This is a genomic window from Ralstonia sp. 110700041-2 (assembly GCF_056280165.1).
The window spans coordinates 33,743-55,957 of sequence record NZ_JBSFAI010000006.1; the positions used below are offsets into that span (position 1 = coordinate 33,743).

25 protein-coding genes are annotated in these 22,215 nt (G+C 63.3%); 13 read left to right on the forward strand and 12 right to left on the reverse strand.

The window, feature by feature from the left end; genetic code table 11:
* The first annotated feature begins 41 nt into the window (after positions 1–41).
* On the forward strand, positions 42–977 hold the full coding sequence (locus ACUXH0_RS10145) for an electron transfer flavoprotein subunit alpha/FixB family protein (protein ID WP_182594238.1): 936 nt from the start codon (positions 42–44) through the stop codon (positions 975–977).
* Positions 978–1,145: 168 nt separating this feature from the next.
* On the forward strand, positions 1,146–2,930 hold the full coding sequence (locus ACUXH0_RS10150; RefSeq protein WP_024973153.1) for an acyl-CoA dehydrogenase: 1,785 nt from the start codon (positions 1,146–1,148) through the stop codon (positions 2,928–2,930).
* Between the two features lie 67 nt (positions 2,931–2,997).
* On the opposite strand, the gene ACUXH0_RS10155 is transcribed toward ACUXH0_RS10150, so the two are convergent.
* Positions 2,998–4,287 (reverse strand): D-amino acid dehydrogenase, encoded by a 1,290-nt coding sequence (locus ACUXH0_RS10155; protein ID WP_182594239.1) that lies wholly within the window; start codon positions 4,285–4,287, stop codon positions 2,998–3,000.
* A 123-nt stretch (positions 4,288–4,410) separates the two neighbouring features.
* Between ACUXH0_RS10155 and ACUXH0_RS10160 the strand changes: the two genes are divergently transcribed.
* From ACUXH0_RS10160 to ACUXH0_RS10170, 3 genes are all read left to right on the forward strand, one after another.
* Positions 4,411–4,908, forward strand: coding sequence for an Lrp/AsnC ligand binding domain-containing protein (locus ACUXH0_RS10160; RefSeq protein WP_182594240.1), 498 nt, complete (start codon positions 4,411–4,413; stop codon positions 4,906–4,908).
* 64 nt (positions 4,909–4,972) lie between these two features.
* A complete protein-coding gene (locus ACUXH0_RS10165; RefSeq protein WP_182594241.1) occupies positions 4,973–6,592 on the forward strand; it encodes an alkaline phosphatase D family protein in 1,620 nt (539 codons plus the stop codon).
* A gap of 82 nt (positions 6,593–6,674) precedes the next feature.
* Positions 6,675–7,799 carry a PA0069 family radical SAM protein gene (locus tag ACUXH0_RS10170; RefSeq protein ID WP_182594242.1) on the forward strand — a complete coding sequence of 375 codons (1,125 nt, stop codon included), beginning with the start codon at positions 6,675–6,677 and terminating at the stop codon, positions 7,797–7,799.
* Here ACUXH0_RS10170 and ACUXH0_RS10175 read toward each other — a convergent pair whose 3' ends face one another.
* The 4 genes from ACUXH0_RS10175 to ACUXH0_RS10190 all read right to left on the reverse strand — a co-directional run bounded on the left by ACUXH0_RS10175 (position 7,800) and on the right by ACUXH0_RS10190 (position 10,400).
* Positions 7,800–8,255 carry an NINE protein gene (locus ACUXH0_RS10175; protein WP_012435152.1) on the reverse strand — a complete coding sequence of 152 codons (456 nt, stop codon included), beginning with the start codon at positions 8,253–8,255 and terminating at the stop codon, positions 7,800–7,802.
* Between the two features lie 190 nt (positions 8,256–8,445).
* Positions 8,446–8,619 carry a hypothetical protein gene (locus ACUXH0_RS10180; protein ID WP_004629154.1) on the reverse strand — a complete coding sequence of 58 codons (174 nt, stop codon included), beginning with the start codon at positions 8,617–8,619 and terminating at the stop codon, positions 8,446–8,448.
* Positions 8,620–8,743: 124 nt separating this feature from the next.
* Positions 8,744–9,133, reverse strand: coding sequence for a hypothetical protein (locus ACUXH0_RS10185; RefSeq protein WP_012435153.1), 390 nt, complete (start codon positions 9,131–9,133; stop codon positions 8,744–8,746).
* Between the two features lie 193 nt (positions 9,134–9,326).
* Positions 9,327–10,400: a PQQ-dependent sugar dehydrogenase gene (locus ACUXH0_RS10190; RefSeq protein WP_182594291.1), complete on the reverse strand. Its 1,074-nt coding sequence runs from the start codon at positions 10,398–10,400 to the stop codon at positions 9,327–9,329.
* Positions 10,401–10,545: 145 nt separating this feature from the next.
* Here ACUXH0_RS10190 and rpsP point away from each other — a divergent pair, with 145 nt between their 5' ends.
* From rpsP to ACUXH0_RS10220, 6 genes are all read left to right on the forward strand, one after another.
* Positions 10,546–10,800 carry a 30S ribosomal protein S16 gene (gene rpsP / locus ACUXH0_RS10195; RefSeq protein WP_004629147.1) on the forward strand — a complete coding sequence of 85 codons (255 nt, stop codon included), beginning with the start codon at positions 10,546–10,548 and terminating at the stop codon, positions 10,798–10,800.
* Positions 10,801–10,933: 133 nt separating this feature from the next.
* Entirely contained in the window at positions 10,934–11,488 is a 555-nt protein-coding gene (gene rimM, locus ACUXH0_RS10200; protein ID WP_004629143.1) for a ribosome maturation factor RimM, read from the forward strand.
* A 23-nt stretch (positions 11,489–11,511) separates the two neighbouring features.
* Positions 11,512–12,300 (forward strand): tRNA (guanosine(37)-N1)-methyltransferase TrmD, encoded by a 789-nt coding sequence (gene trmD, locus ACUXH0_RS10205; protein WP_182594243.1) that lies wholly within the window; start codon positions 11,512–11,514, stop codon positions 12,298–12,300.
* 73 nt (positions 12,301–12,373) lie between these two features.
* Positions 12,374–12,760, forward strand: a complete 387-nt coding sequence (gene rplS, locus ACUXH0_RS10210) for a 50S ribosomal protein L19 (protein WP_004629138.1) — start codon at positions 12,374–12,376, stop codon at positions 12,758–12,760.
* 106 nt (positions 12,761–12,866) lie between these two features.
* Positions 12,867–13,571 carry a CoA pyrophosphatase gene (locus ACUXH0_RS10215; RefSeq protein ID WP_004629136.1) on the forward strand — a complete coding sequence of 235 codons (705 nt, stop codon included), beginning with the start codon at positions 12,867–12,869 and terminating at the stop codon, positions 13,569–13,571.
* A gap of 107 nt (positions 13,572–13,678) precedes the next feature.
* Complete coding sequence (locus ACUXH0_RS10220) at positions 13,679–14,620, forward strand: CobD/CbiB family protein (protein WP_004629134.1); 942 nt, start codon at positions 13,679–13,681, stop codon at positions 14,618–14,620.
* A 32-nt stretch (positions 14,621–14,652) separates the two neighbouring features.
* On the opposite strand, the gene ACUXH0_RS10225 is transcribed toward ACUXH0_RS10220, so the two are convergent.
* From ACUXH0_RS10225 to ACUXH0_RS10235, 3 genes are read right to left on the reverse strand one after another with little or no spacing between them, the layout of a single operon-like run.
* On the reverse strand, positions 14,653–14,967 hold the full coding sequence (locus ACUXH0_RS10225; RefSeq protein ID WP_182594244.1) for a hypothetical protein: 315 nt from the start codon (positions 14,965–14,967) through the stop codon (positions 14,653–14,655).
* 30 nt (positions 14,968–14,997) lie between these two features.
* Positions 14,998–15,945, reverse strand: coding sequence for a ribosome small subunit-dependent GTPase A (gene rsgA, locus ACUXH0_RS10230; RefSeq protein WP_004629131.1), 948 nt, complete (start codon positions 15,943–15,945; stop codon positions 14,998–15,000).
* Positions 15,942–17,210 carry a M48 family metallopeptidase gene (locus ACUXH0_RS10235; protein WP_182594245.1) on the reverse strand — a complete coding sequence of 423 codons (1,269 nt, stop codon included), beginning with the start codon at positions 17,208–17,210 and terminating at the stop codon, positions 15,942–15,944. The genes rsgA and ACUXH0_RS10235 overlap by 4 nt, the downstream gene beginning before the upstream one ends.
* Positions 17,211–17,286: 76 nt before the next feature.
* Here ACUXH0_RS10235 and orn point away from each other — a divergent pair, with 76 nt between their 5' ends.
* Positions 17,287–17,934, forward strand: a complete 648-nt coding sequence (gene orn / locus ACUXH0_RS10240) for an oligoribonuclease (protein WP_404944694.1) — start codon at positions 17,287–17,289, stop codon at positions 17,932–17,934.
* Positions 17,935–17,941: 7 nt separating this feature from the next.
* Here orn and mog read toward each other — a convergent pair whose 3' ends face one another.
* Complete coding sequence (gene mog, locus ACUXH0_RS10245) at positions 17,942–18,589, reverse strand: molybdopterin adenylyltransferase (RefSeq protein ID WP_182594247.1); 648 nt, start codon at positions 18,587–18,589, stop codon at positions 17,942–17,944.
* Positions 18,586–19,203: a ribosome biogenesis factor YjgA gene (gene yjgA, locus ACUXH0_RS10250; RefSeq protein WP_310735961.1), complete on the reverse strand. Its 618-nt coding sequence runs from the start codon at positions 19,201–19,203 to the stop codon at positions 18,586–18,588. Before yjgA ends, mog begins: the two co-directional genes overlap by 4 nt.
* A gap of 82 nt (positions 19,204–19,285) precedes the next feature.
* On the opposite strand from yjgA, the gene pmbA reads away from it, so the two are divergent.
* Positions 19,286–20,659, forward strand: a complete 1,374-nt coding sequence (gene pmbA, locus ACUXH0_RS10255; RefSeq protein WP_182594249.1) for a metalloprotease PmbA — start codon at positions 19,286–19,288, stop codon at positions 20,657–20,659.
* Positions 20,660–20,722: 63 nt separating this feature from the next.
* Here the strand turns inward: pmbA and ACUXH0_RS10260 are convergent, their stop codons facing one another.
* The gene (locus ACUXH0_RS10260; protein ID WP_027677843.1) at positions 20,723–21,226 is read right to left on the reverse strand and encodes a dihydrofolate reductase; all 504 of its coding nucleotides are present in this window, start codon (positions 21,224–21,226) and stop codon (positions 20,723–20,725) included.
* Between the two features lie 4 nt (positions 21,227–21,230).
* Positions 21,231–22,025, reverse strand: a complete 795-nt coding sequence (locus tag ACUXH0_RS10265; protein ID WP_041668026.1) for a thymidylate synthase — start codon at positions 22,023–22,025, stop codon at positions 21,231–21,233.
* Positions 22,026–22,215 lie beyond the last annotated feature (190 nt).

Below are 22,215 nucleotides of genomic sequence, written 5' to 3' on the forward strand. Positions count from 1 at the left end.
GACTGCAAGCAACTTCAAGCACACCGAACAGGCAGATCAAGATGACCTCACTCGTTATTGCTGAACACGACAATCAAACCATCAAGGCCGCGACGCTGAACACCGTGACGGCAGCCGCCCAATGCGGCGGTGACGTCCACGTGTTGGTGGCCGGTGCTGGCTGCGGCGCCGCTGCACAGGCCGCTGCGCAAATAGCCGGCGTGGCCAAGGTTCTGGTGGCCGACGCGCCCCAATTTGCCGATGGCCTGGCCGAGAACGTCGCCGAACAGGCCCTGGCCATTGCCGGCAACTACAGCCACATCCTGGCGCCCGCCACCGCCTACGGCAAGAACATCCTGCCGCGTGTGGCCGCCAAGCTGGACGTGGCCCAGCTGTCCGACATCACCAAGGTCGACGGCCCGGACACCTTCGAGCGCCCGATCTACGCCGGCAACGCAATTGCCACCGTGCAATCGGCCGACAAGGTGAAGGTGATCACCGTGCGCGGCACGTCATTCGACCCGGCTGCCGCGACAGGTGGTTCGGCTGCTACCGAAAACCTGACCGCCGTGGCTGACACCGGCATCTCGCAATTCGTTTCGCGCGAAGTGACGAAGAGCGACCGCCCGGAACTGACCGCCGCGAAGATCATCGTGTCGGGCGGCCGTGGCGTGGGCTCGGGCGAGAACTACACCAAGGTGCTGACGCCGCTGGCCGACAAGCTGGGCGCTGCGCTAGGTGCTTCGCGCGCGGCAGTGGACGCCGGCTTCGTGCCGAACGACTACCAGGTCGGCCAGACCGGCAAGATCGTCGCGCCGCAGCTGTACATCGCCGTCGGTATTTCGGGCGCGATCCAGCACTTGGCCGGCATGAAGGATTCCAAGGTGATCGTCGCGATCAACAAGGATCCGGAAGCGCCGATCTTCCAGGTGGCGGACTACGGCCTCGTGGGCGACCTGAATGCCGTCGTGCCGGAGCTGGTGGCCGCACTGGGCTGATCGCACCGCGCAGCGCGCTTGGTTTGACGTGCGCTGCAATGCCCGACGCAAAGCCGTTTCCGACCTGTTTGGAAACGGCTTTTTTATACGCGAGCGCCATCAGGAGAGCGCGTCACGCACTCGATGCGGCACTGTCCTGATCGCGCTTAACCAGAGTTGGAGAGAGACATGACCTATCAAGCCCCAGTCAAGGACATGCTGTTCGTGATGAACGAGTTGGCCGGCCTGGACAACGTCGCGAAGCTGCCTGGCTTTGAAGACGCTACCGCCGACACGGCGCAGGCCGTGCTGGAAGAAAGCGCGCGCTTTACTGGCGAAGTCGTTGCGCCGCTGAATGTGGAGGGCGACCGTAACCCGAGCAGCTGGAAGGACGGCGTCGTCACGGCCACTGCAGGTTTCAAGGAGGCGTTCGCGCAGTTCGGCCAAGGCGGCTGGCAGGGCGTGCAGCATCCGCTGGAATACGGCGGCCAGGGCCTGCCCAAGCTGATCGCCACGGCGTGTATCGAAATGCTGAACGCGGCCAACCTGTCGTTCGCACTGTGCCCGTTGCTGACGGATGGCGCCATTGAGGCATTGCTGACGGCCGGCACCGAAGAACAGAAGCAGCTTTTCGTCCCCAAGCTCATCTCGGGCGAATGGACGGGCACGATGAACCTGACCGAGCCGCAGGCCGGCTCCGACCTGGCACTCGTGCGCACGCGCGCCGAGCCGGTGGGCGACGGCACGTTCAAGATCTTCGGTACAAAGATCTTCATCACCTGGGGCGAGCACGATATGGCCGAGAACATCGTCCACCTCGTGCTGGCGCGTACGCCGGGCGCGCCGGAAGGCGTCAAGGGCATATCGCTGTTTGTGGTGCCGAAGTTCATGGTCAATGAAGATGGCTCGCTGGGCGCGCGCAACGATGCGCACTGCGTGTCGATCGAACACAAGCTCGGCATCAAGGCGAGCCCGACGGCCGTGCTGCAGTTTGGCGACAATGGAGGCGCGATCGGCACGTTGGTCGGCGAAGAAAATCGCGGCCTGGAATACATGTTCATCATGATGAACGCGGCGCGTTATGCGGTCGGCATGCAGGGCATTGGCGTGTCGGAGCGCGCTTACCAAAAGGCCGTGGCCTATGCGCGTGACCGCGTGCAGAGCCGCCCGGTGGATGGCTCTGCTGCCAAAGCTGTGCCCATCATTCACCACCCGGATGTGAAGCGCATGCTGCTGACGATGCGCGCCATGACCGAAGGCGCGCGTGCGCTGGCCTATGTGGCTGCCGCAGCGTGCGATGCCGGCCATCACGCTGCCGATGACGCAGCACGCAAGCAGAACGCGGCGCTGTACGAATTCCTGGTGCCGATCGTGAAGGGCTGGAGCACCGAGATGTCGATCGACGTGACGAGCCTGGGCGTGCAGGTGCACGGCGGCATGGGCTTTATCGAAGAGACGGGCGCCGCGCAGTTCTATCGTGATGCGCGCATCCTGCCGATCTACGAAGGCACCACGGCCATCCAGGCCAACGACCTGATCGGCCGCAAGACGGTGCGTGATGGGGGCGCGGTGGCCTTGGGCATCTGCGCGGAAATCGCCAAGGTGGAAGCGGCCCTGGCTGCGAAGGGCGGTGCGCATTGCGATGCGATGCGTGCGCGTCTGGCAGCCGGTCGCGAGGCGCTGGAATCGGTGGTGCGCTTTGTGGTCGCCCAGACCAAGGCGCAGCCGAACGCCGTCTTCGCAGGCAGCGTACCGTATCTGCGCCTGTGCGGCATCGTGCTGTCGGGCTGGCAGATGGCGCGTGCGCTGCTGGTGGCGATCGACCGCGAGAGCGAAGACCCGAACTTCTACGGCGCGAAGATCGCCACGGCACGCGTGTTTGCCGATGTGCTGCTCACGCAGGCACCGGGTATTGCGCAGAGTGTGCTGACGGGCGGCGAGACGATCGGTGCGGTGCCGGAAGTCCTGTTCTGAGCGGCATCAGCCGGACAAAAAAAGGGAGGCTCCTGCCTCCCTTTTTTATCGCATGCAGCGTAGGCGATCAGGCCAGCGCAGGCTTGGTTGCCGGCATCTGGGTGCCGCCCAGGTAGCGATACACAGAAAGGTCATCCGAGCGGATGGCAGGCGAGCGGCCCGACACCAGATCGGACAGCAGCTTGCCCGAGCCGCAGGCCATGGTCCAACCCAGCGTGCCGTGGCCAGTGTTGAGCCACAGGCCACGCACGGGCGTCTGGCCCACGATGGGCGTGCCGTCCGGCGTCATCGGGCGCAGGCCGGTCCAGAACGTCGCGCGCGAGACATCCCCGGCACCCGGGAACAGATCGTTGACCACGAACTCCAGCGTCTTGCGCTTGCCTGGGTCGAGGCGCTTGTCGTAGCCGACAATCTGCGCCATGCCGCCCACGCGGATGCGGTCGTCAAAGCGCGTCACGGCCACTTTGTAGGTCTCGTCCAGGATGGTGGATACGGGGCTCTTCCCCGCATCTGTCATCGGTACGGTGATCGAGAAACCCTTGAGCGGGTAGACCGGCACGTTCACCAGGTTCTTCAGGAACGGTGTGCTGTAGCTGCCCAGCGCCACGACCACGAGATCGGCGTCGATCGGCTGGCCGTCGACCAGCGCCCCGCGGACGGCGTCGTTCTTGAAGATGAGGCTGTTGATCGTGCTGTTGAAACGGAAGCGCACGCCGAGCTTTTCCGCCATCGCGGCCAGGCGCGTGGTGAAGAGCTGGCAATCGCCCGTTTCGTCATTGGGAAGGCGCAAGCCACCGGCCAGCTTGTGGCGGGTCGAGGCCAGGCCCGGTTCACTGCGCACGAGGTCTTCGCGCGAAAGCAGTTCGTACGGCACGCCGGCGCGCTCGAGCACGGCGATGTCGTTCGCGGCGCCGTCGAGCTGTTGCTGGGTGCGGAAAATTTGCAGCGTGCCTTGCTGGCGGCCTTCGTAGGCGATGCCGGTATCGGCGCGCAGGTCGCGGATGCAGTCGCGGCTGTATTCAGCCAGGCGGACCATGCGCTCCTTGTTCTGCGCATAACTGGCGGCGTCGCAGTTGCGCAGCATCTGCCACATCCACTTGAGCTGGAAGAGGGTGCCGTCGGGGCGGATCGTCAGCGGTGCGTGCTGCTGGAACATCCACTTGATGGCTTTGAGCGGTACGCCAGGCGCGGCCCACGGCGACGCATAGCCCGGCGAGATCTGGCCAGCATTGGCGAAGCTCGTCTCCAGCGCCGGACCCGCTTCGCGGTCGACGACAGTGACTTCATGGCCCGCACGGGCCAGGTAATAGGCGCTCGTCACGCCGATCACGCCGCTACCAAGAACGAGCACGCGCATGGTGATACTCCCCGGAGATGCATTTACGATAGATGTCGCTATCGTATTCGCACAATTCCAGTAATTGTTTCTGTATATTTATCGGAAACAGAAACAATTTTGATTTTTGGGGTGTTTTAGGCCATGCGAACCCAGCGTAAGCCCGTCCGGGCACTCGACAAGCTCGATCGGCGGATTCTCGACCTGCTGCAAAAGGACGGGCGCCTGTCGATGAAGGAACTCTCCGAGGCGGTCGGCCTGACCATTACGCCGTGCATCGAGCGCGTCAAGCGCCTGGAGCGCGAGGGCTTCATCCTCGGCTACTACGCGCGGCTCAACCCCGCCATGCTGGGCGCTTCGCTGCTGGTGTTCGTGGAGATCAGTCTGGGCAGTAAGTCCGGCAACATGTTCGAGCAGTTCCGGCGCGAGGTGCTGCGTATTCCGGAGGTGCTGGAGTGCCACCTCGTGTCCGGCGATTTCGATTACCTCATCAAAGCCCGCATTCGCGAGATGGGCGAATACCGACGCTTGCTGGGCGACATCCTGCTGCAGTTGCCGGGCGCGGTGCAGTCCAAGAGCTACATCGTGATGGAGGAGATCAAGGAGACGCTCGCCATCGATGTGACGGAAGCGGGCGGGTGACGTAGCGTTGTCACGGAAACACCTTACGCTGGCCGGCACGTTCATCACCGACACCTGAGCCCCCATGTCCGACCAGCCGATCTTCAAGCCGACCCGCCGCACGCTGATCAAAGGCCTCGTTTCCGCCAGCGGCACCGCGCTCCTCAGCTCGCGTATCGGCGACGTGCTGGCCCAGGGCGCCGCACCGGCCACAGTGACCTCCGAGCGCCTGCGCCCGCAAGTGCCCGGCGGTGTGATGAGTGGTGACATCACGGCCGACAGCGCCATTGTCTGGAGCCGATCCGATCGTCCGGCACGCATGATCGTCGAATACTCGACGGACGCCGCCTTCAAGAACGTCGCGCGTCGCATCGGCCCCGCAGCCCTTGAAAGCAACGGCCTGACAGCTCGGGTCGACCTGACCGGCCTGCCAGCCGGCGCAGACCTGTTCTACCGCGTGCGCTTCCAGGACCTTGTGCAGGACAAGGCTTTCAGCGAGCCCGTTACCGGCCGTTTCCGCACGGCACCCGTGTCGGCCTATCGCCCGATCTGCTTCGTCTTCTCTGGCGATGAAGCCGGCCAAGGCTGGGGCATCAACGAGCGCTTCGGTGGCTATCGTCTGTATGAGGCAATGCGCCGCGAATCGCCCGACTTCTTCATCCACTCCGGCGATCAGATCTATGCCGACGGCCCGATCCAGGCCGAGGTGAAACTGCCCGACGGCGCGCTGTGGACCAACCTCGTTACCGAGGCCAAATCGCACGTTGCACAGACGCTCGACGACTACCGCGGCGCCTTCGCCTACAACCAGCTCGACAAGAACAAGCGCGCGTTTTCCGCCGAAGTGCCGTTCCTTGTGCAGTGGGACGACCACGAGGTGCGCAACAACTGGTACCCCGGCCAGCAGATCGGCCCGGAAGAGAAGCGCTATCAGGAGCGCAGCGCATCGCTGCTGGCGGCCCGCGCGAAGCAGGCGATGTTCGAGTACAACCCGTTCCGCTTCAATCCGATCGACCCAGAGCAGATCTACCGCGCGTTCCAGTACGGCCCGCTGCTCGACGTGTTCATGCTGGACGAGCGCAGCTATCGCGGGCGCAATTCGCCGAACCGCCAGACCCGGCTGGATGCCGATTCGGCCTTCCTCGGCCCGGCACAGGCGGCGTGGCTCAAGCAATCGCTCAAGCAGTCAAAGGCGACGTGGAAGGTGATTGCCAGCGACATGCCGATCTCGCTGGTGGTGCCTGATCTGAACCCCGATGTGCCCAAGGGCACCTATGAAGCGTGGGCCAATGCGGATGACGGCATGCCGTCGGGCCGCGAACTGGAGTTGGCCGAGATCCTGCGCTTCATCAAGCAGGAAAACATCCAGAACGTGGTCTGGGTGACGGCTGACGTGCACTACGCGCAGGCTACGTACTACCACCCGTCGCGTGCCAAGTTCACGGATTTCAAACCGTTCTGGGAGTTCGTCGGTGGGCCGATCAACGCGGGCACGTTCGGGCCGAACGAAGTGGACCAGACCTTTGGGCCGGACCTGCGCTACGTCAGCATTCCAAAGGACAATCCGCAGAACCAGTCGCCCGCGGCGCTGCAGCAGTATTACGGTCGCGCCAAGATCGACCCGATCACGCGCACGATGCACGTATCGCTGCACGATCTCGACGGCAAATCGCTCTGGGAAGTGAGACTCGATCCCGAGGCGTAGCCGGCGTCACCCACAGCGGAGCGGGAGCGGATGCGATACGATCAGCAAGCCCCCGCATCCAATCTTTTCCGCTGTGTCCGACATGTCCAATCGCCACGTCCCCCGCAAGGGACGCGGCGCCACGTCCAATCTGCAAGGCCGCTTCGAGCGCGACGAGCGTACGCGCGTCGATGACGGCTGGCAACCGCTTGTCGGGCACCTCGATCCGGATGACGCGCCGCCTCGCATCGAGACCAGCGTCTCCATCGAGCGTGCGCGCTCCATCCTCAGCCATAACCAGTCGCCGGATATTCCGTTTGGGGTCTCGCTCAATCCGTATCGTGGCTGCGAGCATGGTTGCGTGTATTGCTTTGCGCGGCCGACGCATGCGTATCTGGAGCTGTCGCCCGGGCTGGACTTCGAGACCAAGCTGTTCGCCAAGACCAATGCCGCGGAGGTGCTGCGCGAAACGCTGGCCAAGCCCGGCTACCGCTGCGAAGCGATTGCGCTGGGCGTGAACACCGATGCGTATCAGCCAATCGAGCGCGAGTTGCACATCACGCGCGACGTGCTGCAGGTGCTGCACGATTGCGATCACCCTGTCGGGCTGATCACCAAGTCGACACTGATCGAGCGCGACATCGATCTGCTCGCCCCGATGGCGGCGAAGAATCTCGTCGTAGCCGCCGTCACAATCACCACGCTCGACGCTGATCTGGCGCGCAAGCTGGAGCCCCGCGCTGCCACGCCATCGCGCCGCCTGCGCACGATTCGCACGCTGGCAGAGGCGGGTATTCCGGTGGGTGTCAGCGTCGCCCCGATGGTCCCCTTCATCACCGACGACCACATGGAGCAGATTCTGGAAGCCGCGCACGAGGCAGGCGCCACGTACGCGAGCTATATCGTGCTGCGCTTGCCAAACGAGCTGAACGCGGTGTTTCAGGACTGGCTGATGGCGCATTTCCCCGACCGCGCGCAACGCGTGATGAATCGCATCCGTGATCTGCACGGCGGGCAGGATTACAAAGCGGATTTCGCCACGCGCATGCGCGGCACCGGCATCTGGGCCGACTTGTTGCGGCAGCGTTTCTACAAGGCCGCCGACAGGCTCGGCTTCAGCTACCACCGCTACAACGAACGGGTGCTCGACACCTCGCAGTTCAAGCCGCCCACGCGTGCCCTCAAACCGCGAAAGCCGGTCGACGAGCGCCAGGGCAGTTTGTTTTGACTACTGCGACAGCTCTTTCGCTGCCTGCACCTGCGTTTCGAAATAGGTCTGGAAGGTGATGGCCAAGCCGGCCATCAGCAGGCCCGTGCCGATCATCAGCGTGAGAACGCTGAGCAGTACGACAGGCCAGCCCGAATGTGTAGGCGTGCCGTCGGCATTGAATTGTGCGTCCCATTTGTCGTCGGGGCGCAGGCCGTAGACGAGGGCTGACAGGTAACCGGCCAACACTGAAGATCCGCCGATCATCGCGCAGACCCAGCCCGGGACGCTCGCGCGCTGCGTCGACCACAGCAACGCCACGCCGACCACACCGAGCACCATGGCAAAGACCTGCGACCATGCCCAGAAATCGCGTCCGCCCTTGAGATAGAAACGATGCGCGCCCACGCTTCCGAACAGGAAGGCGAGCAGCACGGTCAGCAGCTTGGATTTTTTTTGAAGAGTGGTCGTAGGCATAGCGGGCGGTGAACACACGGCAAGACAACACAGCGCCGCGCATTCTACGCCCAACGTCAACCGCGGCGCAGCCAAACGGCGGCGCCGGGAGCGCGTCTTAAAGACGCATCAGCAACTTGGGGAATTGGCCGTCAGTTTGGCCGGAGGCGCGCAACGCGGCGTAGCGTTTGCGGCGGGAGAGGCAGGGTCACTAAATCGGAACCGGACGCAGCGACGGCACGCTCATCGAAACCGTCGAATCCTGCTGCAGTCGAGGCGTTTGGTCGCGCACGCCGTAAAGCAGGTGAGCCAGCATCAGCATGAATGCCGTGGTCCAAACCAGACCGAGGATAAGCCGCACATGGCGGCGGCGAGGGAATGACATTGAAGCACCTGTTGTCGTTGTGATTGGTGTGATGGCACGGTCGCATCAACCGCGTACACGTGCCATCCAATCCGACTCAGGCGTTCCCGCCAGGTTCCGGGATGTGAAATATGGGAGCGGCGCGTCAGCCCCGGCGCGAGCCGTGCCAGTTGCCTTGGTCGCCGTTTCCTCGTTCCTGACGCATGCGTTCCTGCTGCTGCCAGTCTCCGCGGCCGCCGCCGTCGCGGGGCTGAATCCGACCGTTGAGGCGATCGTCGGCCCGGGCGCGTGCTTCCATGCGTTCCATCTGCGCGCGGATGCGGGCGGCCTGCTCGCCCCGGCTGTCAGCGAAGAATTGCGCCACCAGCGGACGCTCTTGCGGCATGGTCTGTGCCGCTTGCGTCCATGCGGGCATGGTGGATTCTGCGAAGGCGACGGCGGTTTGACGCGCCGATGCGTTGGCAGCCACAGCGCCCGCAGAGGCGACGATCAGAACGCCTGCCGCCAAGGGGCGAAGCAATGCGCGGATCGGCATGGCTATCTCCTGTCGGGCAAGGATTTGAAAGCGCCACGCGCCGCGTGCTTCTGGCAGTTGCAAGAGAGATCGACAGCGCGTGTTCATGCCTGTCAATGTAAGGCTTCACTCAGCGGGCATCCACTGTCCGAACGTTACCCATGTAACGAGATGTTTCGTGCACGCTTTGCTTGGGCGTTGGGCGACGTAGAGGTCATTTTCCGGTGTAGCGGATGCGATACACAGCGCCGGCCAAGTCGTCGGACACCAGCAGGCTGCCATCGGGCGCCACGAGTACATCCGCGGGGCGGCCCCACGCCTGTTCGCCTTGCAGCCAGCCGTAAGCAAACGGTTCCTGCTTCGTTACATTGCTGGCAGCGTCCAATACGACGCGCATGACGCGGTAGCCGACTTTCGATGATCGGTTCCACGAGCCGTGCTCGGCAATGAAGATGTTGTTCCGGTACTCCGTCGGAAAACTGCCGCCTGTATAGAACCGCATGCCCAACGCCGCTACGTGTGCCCCGAGCTTGGCGACGGGCGGCACGTAGTTGCTGCACGGATGACCGGCGCCAAATTCCGGGTCCGCAATGTTGCCCGCGTGGCAGAACGGGTACCCGAAGTGCGCATTGGGTTTGGTGACGCTGTTTAGCTCGTCATCGGGCACGTCGTCGCCCATCAGGTCTCGGCCGTTGTCGGTGAACCACAATTCGCGCGTGGTCGGGTGCCAGTCGAAGCCGACAGTGTTGCGGATGCCGCGCGCCACGAGTTCCAGGCTGCTGCCATCGGCGTTCATGCGCATGATGTTGGCGTACCGGTTTTCATCGGGGCGGCAGATATTGCAGGGTGCGCCCACCGGCACATACAGCTTGCCGTCGGGGCCGAACGCGATGAACTTCCAGCCGTGATGCGTCTCCGTCGGTAAGGTGTCATTGATGACCACCGGTCGGGGCGGATTGGCGAGCCGCTCGTCGATGCCATCGAGCCGTACCACGCGCGAAACTGCCGACACATAAAGGTTGCCGTCACGCCATGCCACGCCAACCGGGAGTTGCAGTCCGGACGCCACCACATGGATCGGTGCGTTTGGCGTCAGCAACGACATCGCGTAGACCTTGCCCGCGCGGCTGCCCACATAGAGAATGCCGGCCGGAGAAAGCGCCATTTCACGTGCAGCGGGCATCGCGTCGGTGAGCACTTCGACATGGAATCCGGGCGGTACACGGAGTGACTCGATCGGTAGAGCGGCGAGTGCTGCGGGCACCGCATCAAGCCAAGCGGCAAGCACAACGGCTGGAATCAAGTACGCTGCGCGCCACGCGTGCCATCGGGCGCACACTCTCGCCTAGCCTAAGTGTTTGTTTGGTCGGAGAAACTGCGCTATACTTGCGTGTTTCTCTGTACGCATACCCAGTTTTTCAAGGAAAAGATCCATGGTCGTGATCCGTCTGGCCCGCGGTGGCTCCAAGAAGCGCCCGTTCTTCAATATCGTTGCGACCGACTCGCGTAACCGCCGTGATGGCCGTTTCATCGAGCGCGTCGGTTTCTACAACCCGCTCGCCGGTGAAGGCGAAGAAGGTCTGCGCATCGTGCAAGACCGCCTGACCTACTGGGAAGGCGTGGGCGCACAGCTGTCGCCGACGGTTGCCCGTCTGGTGAAGCAAGGCGCCAAGAAGGCGGCTGCCTAAGTTTTAGCATGCGTCGATCGACGGTGCCGTCCGAGTACTTCCTGCTGTGACGCGCGCCGCATCGACACGGCCCGGTCCTGTGGCTGCTGCAACGCAGGCAACCTCGCAAAAGGTTGCCGAACGGCTGCAAGCCATGCGCCCGGGCACGGGCACCAACCCGACGCTCCCCGACGATCTCGTCGAGGTGGGTTATGTGGGTGGGGCCTACGGTATTCGCGGCTGGATCAAGGTCCAGTTGCACGGCGACGCCGACGCGCTGCTGAATGCCCGTACCTGGTGGCTCAAGCCGGCTGCTGGCGCACTGGCAACGTCAGCGGACTGGCGGGTGTTTCCCGTTGGCACGTCGCGTGAGCATAGCGGCACGGTGGTGGCAGGTTCGCCTGCCGCACCCGATCGCAATGTCGCCGAGGCGCTGCGCGGCTATGCCGTGTGGGTCAGCCGGGCCGATTTTCCCGAGCCGGATGATGACGAGTTTTACTGGGTCGATCTGATCGGCGCTACGGTCGTCAACGAGCAACAGGAAACGCTTGGCACGGTGGGAGGCCTGATCGACAACGGTGCGCATCAAATCCTGCGTATCGTCGGTGAAGGTGAGGTCGAGCGGCTCGTGCCGTTTGTCGAGGTTTACGTGAAGTCGGTGGATGTGGCAGGCAAGCGCATCGTCGTCGACTGGGGTCTGGATTACTGAACATGCGGCCGGAGAATTCGGCGATGCAGTTCGACGTCGTCTCGCTGTTTCCGGACATGTTCCGGGCGCTGACGGACTGGGGTATCACCAGCCGCGCAGCCAAACAGCAGGTGTACACGTTGCGCACCTGGAACCCGCGCGATTTCACGACGGACAACTACCGCACCGTAGACGACCGCCCGTACGGCGGTGGCCCGGGCATGGTGATGTTGGCGAAGCCGCTAGAGGCCGCGCTGGATGCGATTCAAGCGGCGCAAGCGCCGGCGGCTTCGCATGTGGTGTTGCTGTCGCCGCAAGGCAAGCCGCTCACGCACAAGCGGGTGATGGAACTGGCGCAGTTGCCGGCGCTCACGTTGCTGTGCGGACGCTACGAAGCGATTGATCAACGTCTGGTCGACCGCCGCGTGGATGAGGAAATCAGCCTTGGCGATTTCGTCCTCTCCGGCGGTGAGATTGCAGCAATGGCGATCATCGACGCCGTGGTGCGGCAGTTGCCCGGCGTGCTGGGCGATGCGCAGTCGGCGGTGCAAGACAGTTTCGTCAATGGCTTGCTCGACTGCCCGCACTACACGCGGCCGGAAGAGTATGAAGGTGTGCGTGTGCCCGATGTGCTGCTGGGTGGCCACCATGCCGAGATCGAGAAATGGCGCCGCCAGCAGGCGCTGGTGAACACGATGCGCAAGCGGCCCGATCTGATCGAGGCGGCGCGCAAGCAGGGTTTGTTGTCCCGCAGCGATGAGGTCTTCCTCGCTGCCGCGGCGATAACGGCAAAGGGGTCAGAGCCTTCCAGTCCGGAAGGCTCGGCCAAGTGAAGTTCCCATCCTCTACCGGGGCCACGGTCAACCGACTGGGCAAAACGCCGGCATGATGGTCAAGGAGAAAAAGATGAATCTCATCGAGCAAATCGAGCAGGAAGAAATCAAGCGCCTGACGGCCAACAAGACGATCCCCCCGTTCGCCCCTGGCGACACCGTGATCGTCAACGTGAACGTCGTTGAAGGCACCCGCAAGCGTGTGCAGGCGTATGAAGGCGTCGTGATTGCCAAGCGCAATCGTGGCCTGAACTCGTCGTTCATCGTTCGCAAGATCTCTTCTGGCGAAGGCGTGGAGCGTACGTTCCAGCTGTACTCGCCGCTGCTTGCCAGCATCGAAGTGAAGCGTCGCGGTGATGTGCGCCGTGCGAAGCTGTACTACCTGCGCCAACGCTCGGGCAAGTCGGCACGCATCAAGGAGAAGCTGACCTTCAAGCGCAAGGAAGCCGCTGCGGAGTAATCTGCGCGCGTTGCGAAAAGGCACCTTCGGGTGCCTTTTTTCTCTTCTGCGGCGGAAGATTGACCCCATCTATGTCTTCCGCCCTCGACTCATTCATTCCCATCGTATGCGCCGTCCCGTGTTCGACCCTGAGCAGTTACCGGTGGTGCCGACCGAGGCATCATTGCCGGCGCTTGGGCTCCCGCGGCTGACCGCCGAGTTCGTGCGCGAGCGGCTGCAGACGCAGCCCGACTGGCAACCGGAACAGACGGACGAATCCCGCCTGATCGACGCTTCGCTCAAGTTGCGCGAGGCGGCGGTGCTGGTGCCGCTGGTGCAGCGCGAGGCGGGTTTGACGGTGCTGCTGACGCAACGCAATGCATCGCTTAGCCAACATGCCGGCCAGGTCAGCTTTCCGGGCGGTGGACGCGAAGAATTTGACCGTGACATGGTCGACACGGCGCTGCGCGAGACGATGGAAGAGGTCGGCATTAGTGCCGAACACATCGAAGTGATCGGTCGCTTGCCCGACTACATCACCGGGACCGGTTTCCATGTGAGCCCAATTGTCGGATTGCTCGCGCCTGATTTCACGCTGCAACCCGACCCAAGTGAAGTGGCCGAGGTGTTTGAAGTGCCGCTGGCCTTTTTGATGGATCCGGCCAACCACGAAGTGCGCGAGCTGCGGTGGGAAGACCGCGTGCGTCGTTTCTATGCGATGCCTTACCGGCGATCTGGGCGATCTGACCAAGCGCCTGACTCTGGCCACCACTTCATCTGGGGCGCGACGGCGGGCATGCTGCGCAACCTGTATCACCTGCTGGCAGCGTAGCGCCGACGCGAATATGGGCACCCTGTGCGCTGTTGCGCGCACGCTGTGTGCTATCGTCTTGCACATCGCATTCACGGTGTGATCCACGCCTTCGCAACGCCCTTCCAATGACTTTCTTCTCCGTACTCTGCGCGCTGATTCTCGAACAGTTCCGTGCGCTCAGCCGGGACAACCCGATCTACGACGTCGTGCGCGCACTGGCTGCGCGGGCAGAAGAATGGTTCGACACCGGCCTTCGTCGCGATGCCGTCCTCGCTTGGTGCGTGGTCACGCTGCCGGCCGTGGTGGTCGTGGCACTGGTGCACTACCTGCTGTCGTCGATCAGTCTTGGGCTGGCGTTCCTGTGGAACGTCCTGATGGTTTACCTGACGCTCGGCTTCCGCCAGTTCAGTCACTACTTCACCGATATCCATGAGGCACTGCGCAGTGATGACGTTGTCACTGCGCGCCTGCTGCTCAACGAATGGTCGGGGCAGGACACGACCGACATGCCGGTCAATGAGATCGTCCGCCATACGCTGGAGTGCGCGATTGTTGCGGCGCATCGTCATGTGTTCGGTGTGTTCTTCTGGTTCCTGGTGCCGATCGGGCCGGCGGGTGTGGTGCTATACCGTGGCGCTGAATACCTCGCTCGCCACTGGAGCGATACGTCGACGGAGCGTAGCCCCGCGCTAGGTCTCTTTGCCCGTCAGGCGTTTTTCATCATCGACTACGTCCCTGCGCGTCTCACTGCGATCGGCTTTTCCATCGTCGGCAACTTCGAAGATGCCGTGTACGCCTGGCGCAACCGCGCTGCCAAGTGGAATGACGAAGTGAATGGAATCCTATTGGCGGCCGGCGGTGGCGCGCTCGGCGTGCGTCTTGGCACGCCCATTCCGCAACGCGATTCGGCCGATAGCATTGCCGACGAGGATGGCGCCTATCCCATGGAAGTGGGGCAGGAGCCGAACGTGCGTACCTTGCAGTCAGCTGTGGGGCTGGTGTGGCGCGCCGTGGTGTTGTGGATGCTGCTGCTGGCGATGCTGTCGATTGCCGTGTGGCTCGGCTGATGCGGCACGACGCTTAGTCGCCGAACGATCAATCACGCCGCATCCTCGCGGTTGTTGCCGCAGCGCCAGCACTGGGCGAACTGCGGCTCGTGACTCTCTCCGCAATGTGCGCAACGCCATGCCGGCCCGGTCGGCGGGTGCTGCGCCTGATCGACCAGTGCGCGGGCCTGCGCTTCCTGTGCCGGGTTCACCAGCCAGACCTGCGCAGCGCAATCCTGCGGCGGAACGTCACCCGCGACGCTGCTCAGGTAGATGTTGCGCAGCTCAGTGCGGATGCCGGCGGCAGACAGCACGTTCTGCCAGTGCGCCGCCATGCCGAGCGATGGACTGCTGATCAGCAACTTCATCCCACCCTCCCTGAGCGTATGACGAAGCCGTTACCAAGGCTTCTGCTGCTCCGATTCGTGCAGCAGTTGCGCGTAAAGCTGGTGTCGGCGCGGATCGATCTTGCCTTCGGCCATCGCGCCCAGAATGCCACAGCCGGGTTCCTGCAGGTGACGGCAGTTATAAAAGCGGCACTCGGTCAGACGTGGGCGGAATTCGGGGAAGGCGCGTTCCAGCATGCCTTCGCTCAAGTGATGCAGGCCGAATTCCTGGAAGCCCGGCGAGTCGATCAGCACGCCGCCCTTGCCCCATTCGGCGGGGAGGTGATAGAGCCGCGTGAACGTGGTCGTGTGCTTGCCGGAGTCGAGTTTCTCGGAGATCTCGCGCGTTTGCGCATCCACACCCGGAATCAGCAAATTCAGCAGCGACGACTTGCCCATACCCGACTGCCCGATCAGGATCGATGCGCGCCCCGCCACGTGCGGTTCGAGCGCGGCATGCGCGGCTTCTGGCGCGCCGTGCACGGTCAGTTCAACGATGGTGTAACCCAGCTCTCGATAGAGCGCCAGGCGTGAGCGAGCAGTCTCCAGCCGTGCGGTCAGGTCGATCTTGTTGAGCAGGATCAGCGGGGTGATGCCCAGGGATTCTGCCGCGACGAGCGCGCGGCCGAGCAGGTCTTCCGAAAAACTCGGCTCGGTGCCAAGCATGATGATGACCTGATCCAGGTTCGCGGCCAGCACCTTCGATTTGAACTGGTCGGAGCGGTGGAGCAGGTTGCGGCGCTCGTCTACGCGCACGACAACGCCTTGGTCAACGGCGGCGGCTTCATAGACCACGCGATCGCCGACGGCGCATTCGCTGCGCTTGCCGCGTGGGAAGCATTGCAGGAAACCGCCGCCCTCGCGCTCTACCAGGTAATGGCGCCCGTGCGCGGCAATGACAAGCCCGTGTTCGCCGGCGGCAGCCTGCTTATGGGCGCGGCCCAGCTTGCCGCGCGTCATGCTGTGCGGGCCTGCACGAGGCGCGCCACGCGCTGCGATGCCGTCGGGTGCGAATAGTAGAACGTTGAGTAGACCGGGTCCGGCGTAAGCGTCGATGCGTTGTCCTGGAACAGCTTGACCAGCGCCGAGACAAGTTGATTGGCGTCGGCGTGCTCGGCGGCAAAGGCGTCCGCTTCGTACTCGTCCTTGCGCGACGACAGGCTCGCCAGCGGCGAGACGAAGAACGTGAACACCGGCAGTACCAGGAAAAACAGCATCAGCGCCAGCGCGTGGTTGTCGGAGAACAGGTTCGGAGCGACGCCCAGGCCCAGGTAGAACCAGGTACGCGTCATAAGCCAGCCGAGCAGCGCCAGAGCACCCAGGCTCAGCACGAACGTCACGGCGATGCGCTTGGTGATGTGATGGCGCTTGAAATGGCCCAGCTCATGCGCGAGCACGGCTTCCATTTCGGACGGATTCAGGCGGGCGAGCAGCGTGTCGAAGAAGACGATGCGCTTGGTCGCGCCAAAGCCGCTGAAGTAGGCGTTGCCGTGGGCGCTGCGGCGGCTGCCGTCCATCACGAACAGGCCCTTGCTGGCGAAGCCGCAGCGCTTGAGCAGGCTTTCGATACGCGAGCGCATTTCCTCGTCCTGCAGCGGGGTGAACTTGTTGTAGAGCGGTGCGATGACGTTGGGGTAGATGGCCTGAACAAACAGCATGAACGCCATCCACACGATCCAGGTGTACAGCCACCAGTACGCGCCCATCTTGTCCATCAGCCAGAGCACTGCCAGCAGCAGCGGCAGACCCAGCACGGTTCCGATGGCCAGGCCCTTGAGGTTGTCGGCCAGCCACAGCTTGAACGTCATGCGGTTGAACCCAAAACGCTCTTCGACGACGAACTGGGCGTACAGCGAAAACGGCAATTCGACCACGCTGCTGATCGCGATGACCGACGCGATCAGCGCCACGCCATACGCGTAACCGGGGCCGAACACGCCCAGCCAAGCCTGGTTGATCCAGTTCAGCCCCCCGAGCAGCGTCAGCGCGATCAGTAGGGCGGCTTGAACCGGTACTTCGAGCATCGCCAGACGGGTGCGGGCGATGGTGTAGTCGGCGGCCTTGCGGTGCATGTCCAGTGTGATCGACTCGGCGAACTGCGCAGGCACGGCATCGCGGTGACGCGCCACGTGACGGACTTGCCGCGCGGCCAGCCACAGGCGCGTGGCGGACATCAATACAAGGGCGATCAGGAAGACAACGCTAAAGACGGTCGGGGCGGGCATGTGGGGAAACACCTATCAGATATGCGAAAATTATAGCCTTCAGTCATTTTCTCAAGGCCCTTGAGTGAGCACCCCAGTGAGTACCCCTGTTTCCCCGTCCGCCGCTTCCCCGTCGACCCCGAACCGCGTTGCAGCCAAGAGCGACAACAACCTGATCTGGCTCGACATGGAGATGACCGGCCTGAGCCCCGAGAACGACCGCATTATCGAAGTGGCCGTGGTGGTGACGGATTCAGAGCTGAACATCCTGGCTGAAGGCCCGGTGCTGGTGATCCATCAATCCGACGAGCTGCTTGACGGCATGGACGCGTGGAACAAGGGCACGCATGGCCGTTCGGGCCTGATCGACAAGGTCAAGGCGTCGACCACGACCGAAGCGGAAGCGGAAGCGGAGCTCCTGGCATTCCTCAGGAAGTGGGTGCCGAAGAGCAAGTCGCCGATGTGCGGCAACTCCATCTGCCAGGACCGCCGCTTCATGGCGCGCTACATGCCCAAGCTGGAGGCGTACTTCCATTACCGCAACCTGGATGTCTCCACGCTCAAGGAACTTTGCAAGCGCTGGCAACCGGCTATTGCCAAGGGTTTTACGAAGCACCAGCGGCACACGGCGTTTGCAGACATCATCGAATCGATCGAAGAACTGCGCTATTACCGCGAGCACTTCATCCGCGATGTGCCGCAAACGCCCGACGCTGAAGCACTGGCATCGTCGGTCGCCCCGTAAGTAAGCATTAAACCTGCTGCGGTTTTGCGCGCACAGCGTGCTTGGGCCGCCAGGCCTTGACCACGCTGTCGTGCGTCTCGACGTACGGGCCGCCGATCAGGTCGATGCAGTAGGGCACGGCTGCAAAGATGCCTGGCACCGTGGCGAGGCCCTCCACATCCCTCAAGCCCTCCAGCGTTTCCTTGATGGCGCGCGGCTGACCGGGCAGGTTGATGATCAGGGTGGCGCGTGACGGCGTTTCACGGATCACCGCCACCTGACGCGACAAAATCGCCGTCGGCACGAAGTTCAGGCTGATCTGGCGCATCTGCTCGCCAAAACCCGGCATCTCCTTGGTGGCGACAGCCAGCGTGGCCTCGGGCGTCACATCGCGGCGCGTGGGGCCGGTGCCGCCCGTGGTGAGCACCAGATCGCAGCCGGCATGGTCGACGAGGTCGATCAGGGTTTCGGCAATCGCCGCCTGTTCGTCCGGAATCAGTCGCTCCACGCATTGCCATGGCGACGATAGCGCGGCGCCAAACCAGTCGCGCAGCGCCGGAATCCCTTCATCCTGATAGGTGCCGGCCGAGGCGCGGTCCGAAATCGACACAAAGCCAACGATCAGTTCGTCGGGGTGGCGGCGGGTGATCGGCGCGGAGGGGGCAGGGGCGGTCATGCTTCGTCGTCTTCGGCTTCGGGTTGATCGGCATCGTCTTCGTCGCGGTCGTTGGCAGACAGGGCTTGCTTGACCATCTGGAACAGTTCGCGCGACGACTTAGGCGGCTTGGCCAACTGCGCTTCCTTGCGCGCATTGCGCACCAGCGTACGCAGCGCCTGCACGTCGGCGTCCGGGTGCGCTGCAATGAACTCGGTGATGGCGTCGTCGCTGGCGATCAGGCGGTCGCGCCAACGCTCGATGGCATGCAGGCGCGCGGTTTCCGCCTTGGAGGCGCCAACGAAGGTGGCCAGCACGCGACGGATGGCTTCGACCTCGTCGTCGGTCAGGGCGCGCATCAGCTTGCCGATGTACTGCATCTGGCGGCGCTTGCCTTCATGGGCGGTGGTGCGCTTGGCTTCGCGCAGGGCGTCGACCAGCTTTTCGGGCAGCGGCACCTTCGCGAGTTTGTCCTTGGGCAGCGCTTCCAGGGCAGTGCCCAGGTCTTGCAAGGCGTTCACTTCGCGCTTGCGCTGCGATTTGCTCTTGGGCGTATCCGGATCGTCCTCGTCACCGATGTCGGTGCGCACGACAGGTTGCAGATACGTAGGGTTGTGTCGGGATGCTCGGCTCATGGCGCGCATTGTATCTTGCTATGATGGGCGCTTCAGCCCGCTTTTGGCAAAATCGCGGCACCCGTTTCTCCCTTTATTGCCTATGTCTCAAACGCTCGATTCCAAGACCGCCCCTGTGTTTGCCTACCGCCGCGAACAGCTCGAGGAGATGGCCTCCGATGTGCTGCGCATTGCACGCGAACTCGGCGCCTCTGATGCCGCAACGGAAATCTCCGAAGGCCAGGGCCTGTCGGTCACGGTGCGCAAGGGCGAGATCGAGACCATCGAGCAGAACCGCGACAAGATTGTTGGCGTGACCGTCATGCTGGGCAAGAAGCGCGGCAACGCCAGCACGTCGGACTTTTCGCCGGCAGCACTGCGGTCCACCGTCGAGGCCGCCTACAACATCGCGCGCTTCACAGCCGACGATGATTGCGCCGGCTTGGCAGAAGAAGAACTGCTGGAGAAGCACCCGCGAGACTTGCAGCTCTATCACCCATGGATGATCGACGCCGAAGCCGCCGTGGAGATCGCGCGCGCCGCTGAAGCCGCTGCCTTTGCCGTGAGCCCAAAGATCCGCAACAGCGATGGCTCCAGCATCTCTGCCCAGCATTCGCACTTCGTGTTGGCCACGTCGCGCGGTTTCATGGCGGGCTACCCGTATTCGCGTCACTTCATTTCCGCCGCGCCGATCGCCGGTTCGGGCGCGCATATGCAGCGCGATGATTGGTACTCGTCCAAGCGCTCGCCGGACGATCTGGCCGCGCCGGAAGCGATCGGCAAGTACGCGGCGGAACGCGCGCTGGCGCGTTTGTCCGCGCGCCGGTTGACGACCCGCAAGTGCCCGGTGTTGTTTGAGGCGCCGCTGGCTGCGGGTTTGCTGGGCGCGTTCGTGCAGGCCGTGTCGGGAGGCGCCTTGTACCGCAAGTCGACGTTCCTGCTCGATACGCTGGGCAAGGAAGTGTTCGCGCCGCATGTGCAGATCAAGGAAGACCCGCATGTTCTCAACGGGATGGGCAGCGCGCCCTTCGACGAGGAAGGCGTACGCACGCAGCGTCGCGATGTGGTGAAGAACGGCGTCGTGGAGGGCTACTTCCTGTCGACGTATTCCGCGCGCAAGCTCGGTATGCAGACCACCGGCAACGCGGGCGGCTCGCACAATCTGACGCTGTTCTCCGACAAAACGACCGCCGAAGATGACTTTGCCGGCATGCTGCGCCGCATGGGCACGGGTCTGCTCGTGACCGAACTGATGGGCCAGGGCGTGAACTATGTGACGGGCGACTATTCGCGCGGCGCGTCGGGCTATTGGGTGGAGAACGGCGTGATCCAATATCCGGTGGAAGAGATCACGATCGCGGGCAATCTGGGCGAGATGTTCCGCCAGATTGTCGCCATCGGCGCGGATGCGCTGGTGCGCGGTACGAAGGAAACGGGCTCGATCCTGATCGAACAGATGACGATTGCCGGCGAATAAATCGCTCCAGCCGAAATAAAAAACGCGCTCGAAACTGAGCGCGTTTTTTATTGCCTGCTGCGGTTACTGCTCGTCCGATGGGGGGCGTTCATAGGTAACGAACGCGTAGTCGAAATCGTTGGGCGCTGCCGCGTGGTGCGTCTCGCGGGAGACTTCGCGCCAGACCTTGGGGTCCGGCGCGGGAAAGTGCGCATCGCCTTCGAAATCGGCGTCGATCTCGGTCACGATCAGGCGATCCGCGCTTGGCAGGGCATCCGCATACAGTTGCGCGCCGCCGATCAGGAAAATCTGCTCGGCGCCCACACACAGGCGTTGCGCGTCTTCCATCGAATACGCGATTTCGCAGCCCGGCAGTTCAAGCTTGGCATTGCGCGTAACGACAATGTTGCGACGGCCCGGCAGCGGCCTGCCGATCGAGTCGTACGTCTTGCGGCCCATTACGATGGGCGCGCCCATTGTGGTGCGCTTGAAGTGCGCGAGGTCTTCTGGCAGGCGCCAGGGCAGCGTGTTGTTGCGGCCGATCACGCCATTGCGGGCGCGGGCGACGATGAGCGTCAGAATGGTCATACGGTTACACGGCCACCGGCGCTTTGATCGCAGGGTGGCTCTGGTAGCCCACGATCTCGAAGTCTTCGTACTGGTAGTCGAAGATACTCTCGGGCTTGCGCTTGATGTGCAGTTTCGGCAGCGGCAGCGGTTCGCGCGCGAGTTGCGTCTCGACCTGTTCGAAGTGGTTGTTGTAGAGGTGGCAATCGCCGCCGGTCCAGACGAAATCGCCCACATCGAGGCCGGTCTGTTGCGCAACCATATGCACGAGCAGCGCGTAGCTCGCAATGTTGAACGGCACGCCGAGGAAGATATCGGCGCTGCGCTGGTAAAGCTGGCACGACAGCTTGCCGTCGGCCACATAGAACTGGAAGAACGCATGGCAGGGCGGCAGCTTCATGCGCGGGATGTCGGCCACATTCCAGGCAGACACGATCAGCCGGCGCGAATCGGGGTTGCGCTTGATCTGGGCAATCAGCTCGGCGATCTGGTCGATATGTTCGCCGTTGGGCGTCGGCCACGAGCGCCATTGGGAGCCGTAGACGGGGCCAAGTTCGCCGTCGGCGTCGGCCCATTCGTCCCAGATCGTCACGCCGTTGTCTTGCAGCCAGCGCACGTTGGTCGAGCCCTGGAGGAACCACAGCAGTTCATAGACGATGGACTTGATGTGCACCTTCTTGGTGGTCACCAGCGGGAAGCCGTCCTGCAGGTTGAAGCGCATCTGGTGGCCGAACACGGAACGCGTGCCGGTGCCGGTGCGGTCGGCTTTGTCGGTGCCATGTTCGTAGACATGGCGCATCAGGTCGAGATAAGGCTTCATGCGAGCGCGGGCGAAGAGGCGGGGCGTCGGAAATCGGGTGAGGCGCATTGTAACTTGAGCGGTGCGGTGTCGACTGTACCGGCAGTGTCTGGAAACTGGCCCGGTCGGATCGCCAGAACGGCTGGACTGACAAAGCGCAGAATTGTCGATGTGCCAGGGGCGGCAGGGCGGGCAGGATGGCCTCATCGCT

Bases quoted from the DNA above. Each gene is read 5' to 3' on its own strand.
- rplS (WP_004629138.1), top strand. From the start codon at position 12,374: ATGAATCTCATCGAGCAAATCGAGCAGGAAGAAATCAAGCGCCTGACG.
- ACUXH0_RS10215 (WP_004629136.1), top strand. From the start codon at position 12,867: ATGCGCCGTCCCGTGTTCGACCCTGAGCAGTTACCGGTGGTGCCGACC.
- rimM (WP_004629143.1), top strand. From the start codon at position 10,934: ATGCGCCCGGGCACGGGCACCAACCCGACGCTCCCCGACGATCTCGTC.
- ACUXH0_RS10235 (WP_182594245.1), bottom strand. From the start codon at position 17,210: ATGCCCGCCCCGACCGTCTTTAGCGTTGTCTTCCTGATCGCCCTTGTA.
- ACUXH0_RS10220 (WP_004629134.1), top strand. From the start codon at position 13,679: ATGACTTTCTTCTCCGTACTCTGCGCGCTGATTCTCGAACAGTTCCGT.
- ACUXH0_RS10165 (WP_182594241.1), top strand. From the start codon at position 4,973: ATGTCCGACCAGCCGATCTTCAAGCCGACCCGCCGCACGCTGATCAAA.
- trmD (WP_182594243.1), top strand. From the start codon at position 11,512: ATGCAGTTCGACGTCGTCTCGCTGTTTCCGGACATGTTCCGGGCGCTG.
- mog (WP_182594247.1), bottom strand. From the start codon at position 18,589: ATGACCGCCCCTGCCCCCTCCGCGCCGATCACCCGCCGCCACCCCGAC.
- ACUXH0_RS10160 (WP_182594240.1), top strand. From the start codon at position 4,411: ATGCGAACCCAGCGTAAGCCCGTCCGGGCACTCGACAAGCTCGATCGG.
- ACUXH0_RS10265 (WP_041668026.1), bottom strand. From the start codon at position 22,025: ATGAAGCCTTATCTCGACCTGATGCGCCATGTCTACGAACATGGCACC.
- rsgA (WP_004629131.1), bottom strand. From the start codon at position 15,945: ATGACGCGCGGCAAGCTGGGCCGCGCCCATAAGCAGGCTGCCGCCGGC.
- ACUXH0_RS10150 (WP_024973153.1), top strand. From the start codon at position 1,146: ATGACCTATCAAGCCCCAGTCAAGGACATGCTGTTCGTGATGAACGAG.
- yjgA (WP_310735961.1), bottom strand. From the start codon at position 19,203: ATGAGCCGAGCATCCCGACACAACCCTACGTATCTGCAACCTGTCGTG.
- rpsP (WP_004629147.1), top strand. From the start codon at position 10,546: ATGGTCGTGATCCGTCTGGCCCGCGGTGGCTCCAAGAAGCGCCCGTTC.
- ACUXH0_RS10260 (WP_027677843.1), bottom strand. From the start codon at position 21,226: ATGACCATTCTGACGCTCATCGTCGCCCGCGCCCGCAATGGCGTGATC.
- ACUXH0_RS10145 (WP_182594238.1), top strand. From the start codon at position 42: ATGACCTCACTCGTTATTGCTGAACACGACAATCAAACCATCAAGGCC.
- pmbA (WP_182594249.1), top strand. From the start codon at position 19,286: ATGTCTCAAACGCTCGATTCCAAGACCGCCCCTGTGTTTGCCTACCGC.
- ACUXH0_RS10180 (WP_004629154.1), bottom strand. From the start codon at position 8,619: ATGTCATTCCCTCGCCGCCGCCATGTGCGGCTTATCCTCGGTCTGGTT.
- ACUXH0_RS10170 (WP_182594242.1), top strand. From the start codon at position 6,675: ATGTCCAATCGCCACGTCCCCCGCAAGGGACGCGGCGCCACGTCCAAT.
- ACUXH0_RS10225 (WP_182594244.1), bottom strand. From the start codon at position 14,967: ATGAAGTTGCTGATCAGCAGTCCATCGCTCGGCATGGCGGCGCACTGG.
- ACUXH0_RS10185 (WP_012435153.1), bottom strand. From the start codon at position 9,133: ATGCCGATCCGCGCATTGCTTCGCCCCTTGGCGGCAGGCGTTCTGATC.
- ACUXH0_RS10155 (WP_182594239.1), bottom strand. From the start codon at position 4,287: ATGCGCGTGCTCGTTCTTGGTAGCGGCGTGATCGGCGTGACGAGCGCC.
- ACUXH0_RS10175 (WP_012435152.1), bottom strand. From the start codon at position 8,255: ATGCCTACGACCACTCTTCAAAAAAAATCCAAGCTGCTGACCGTGCTG.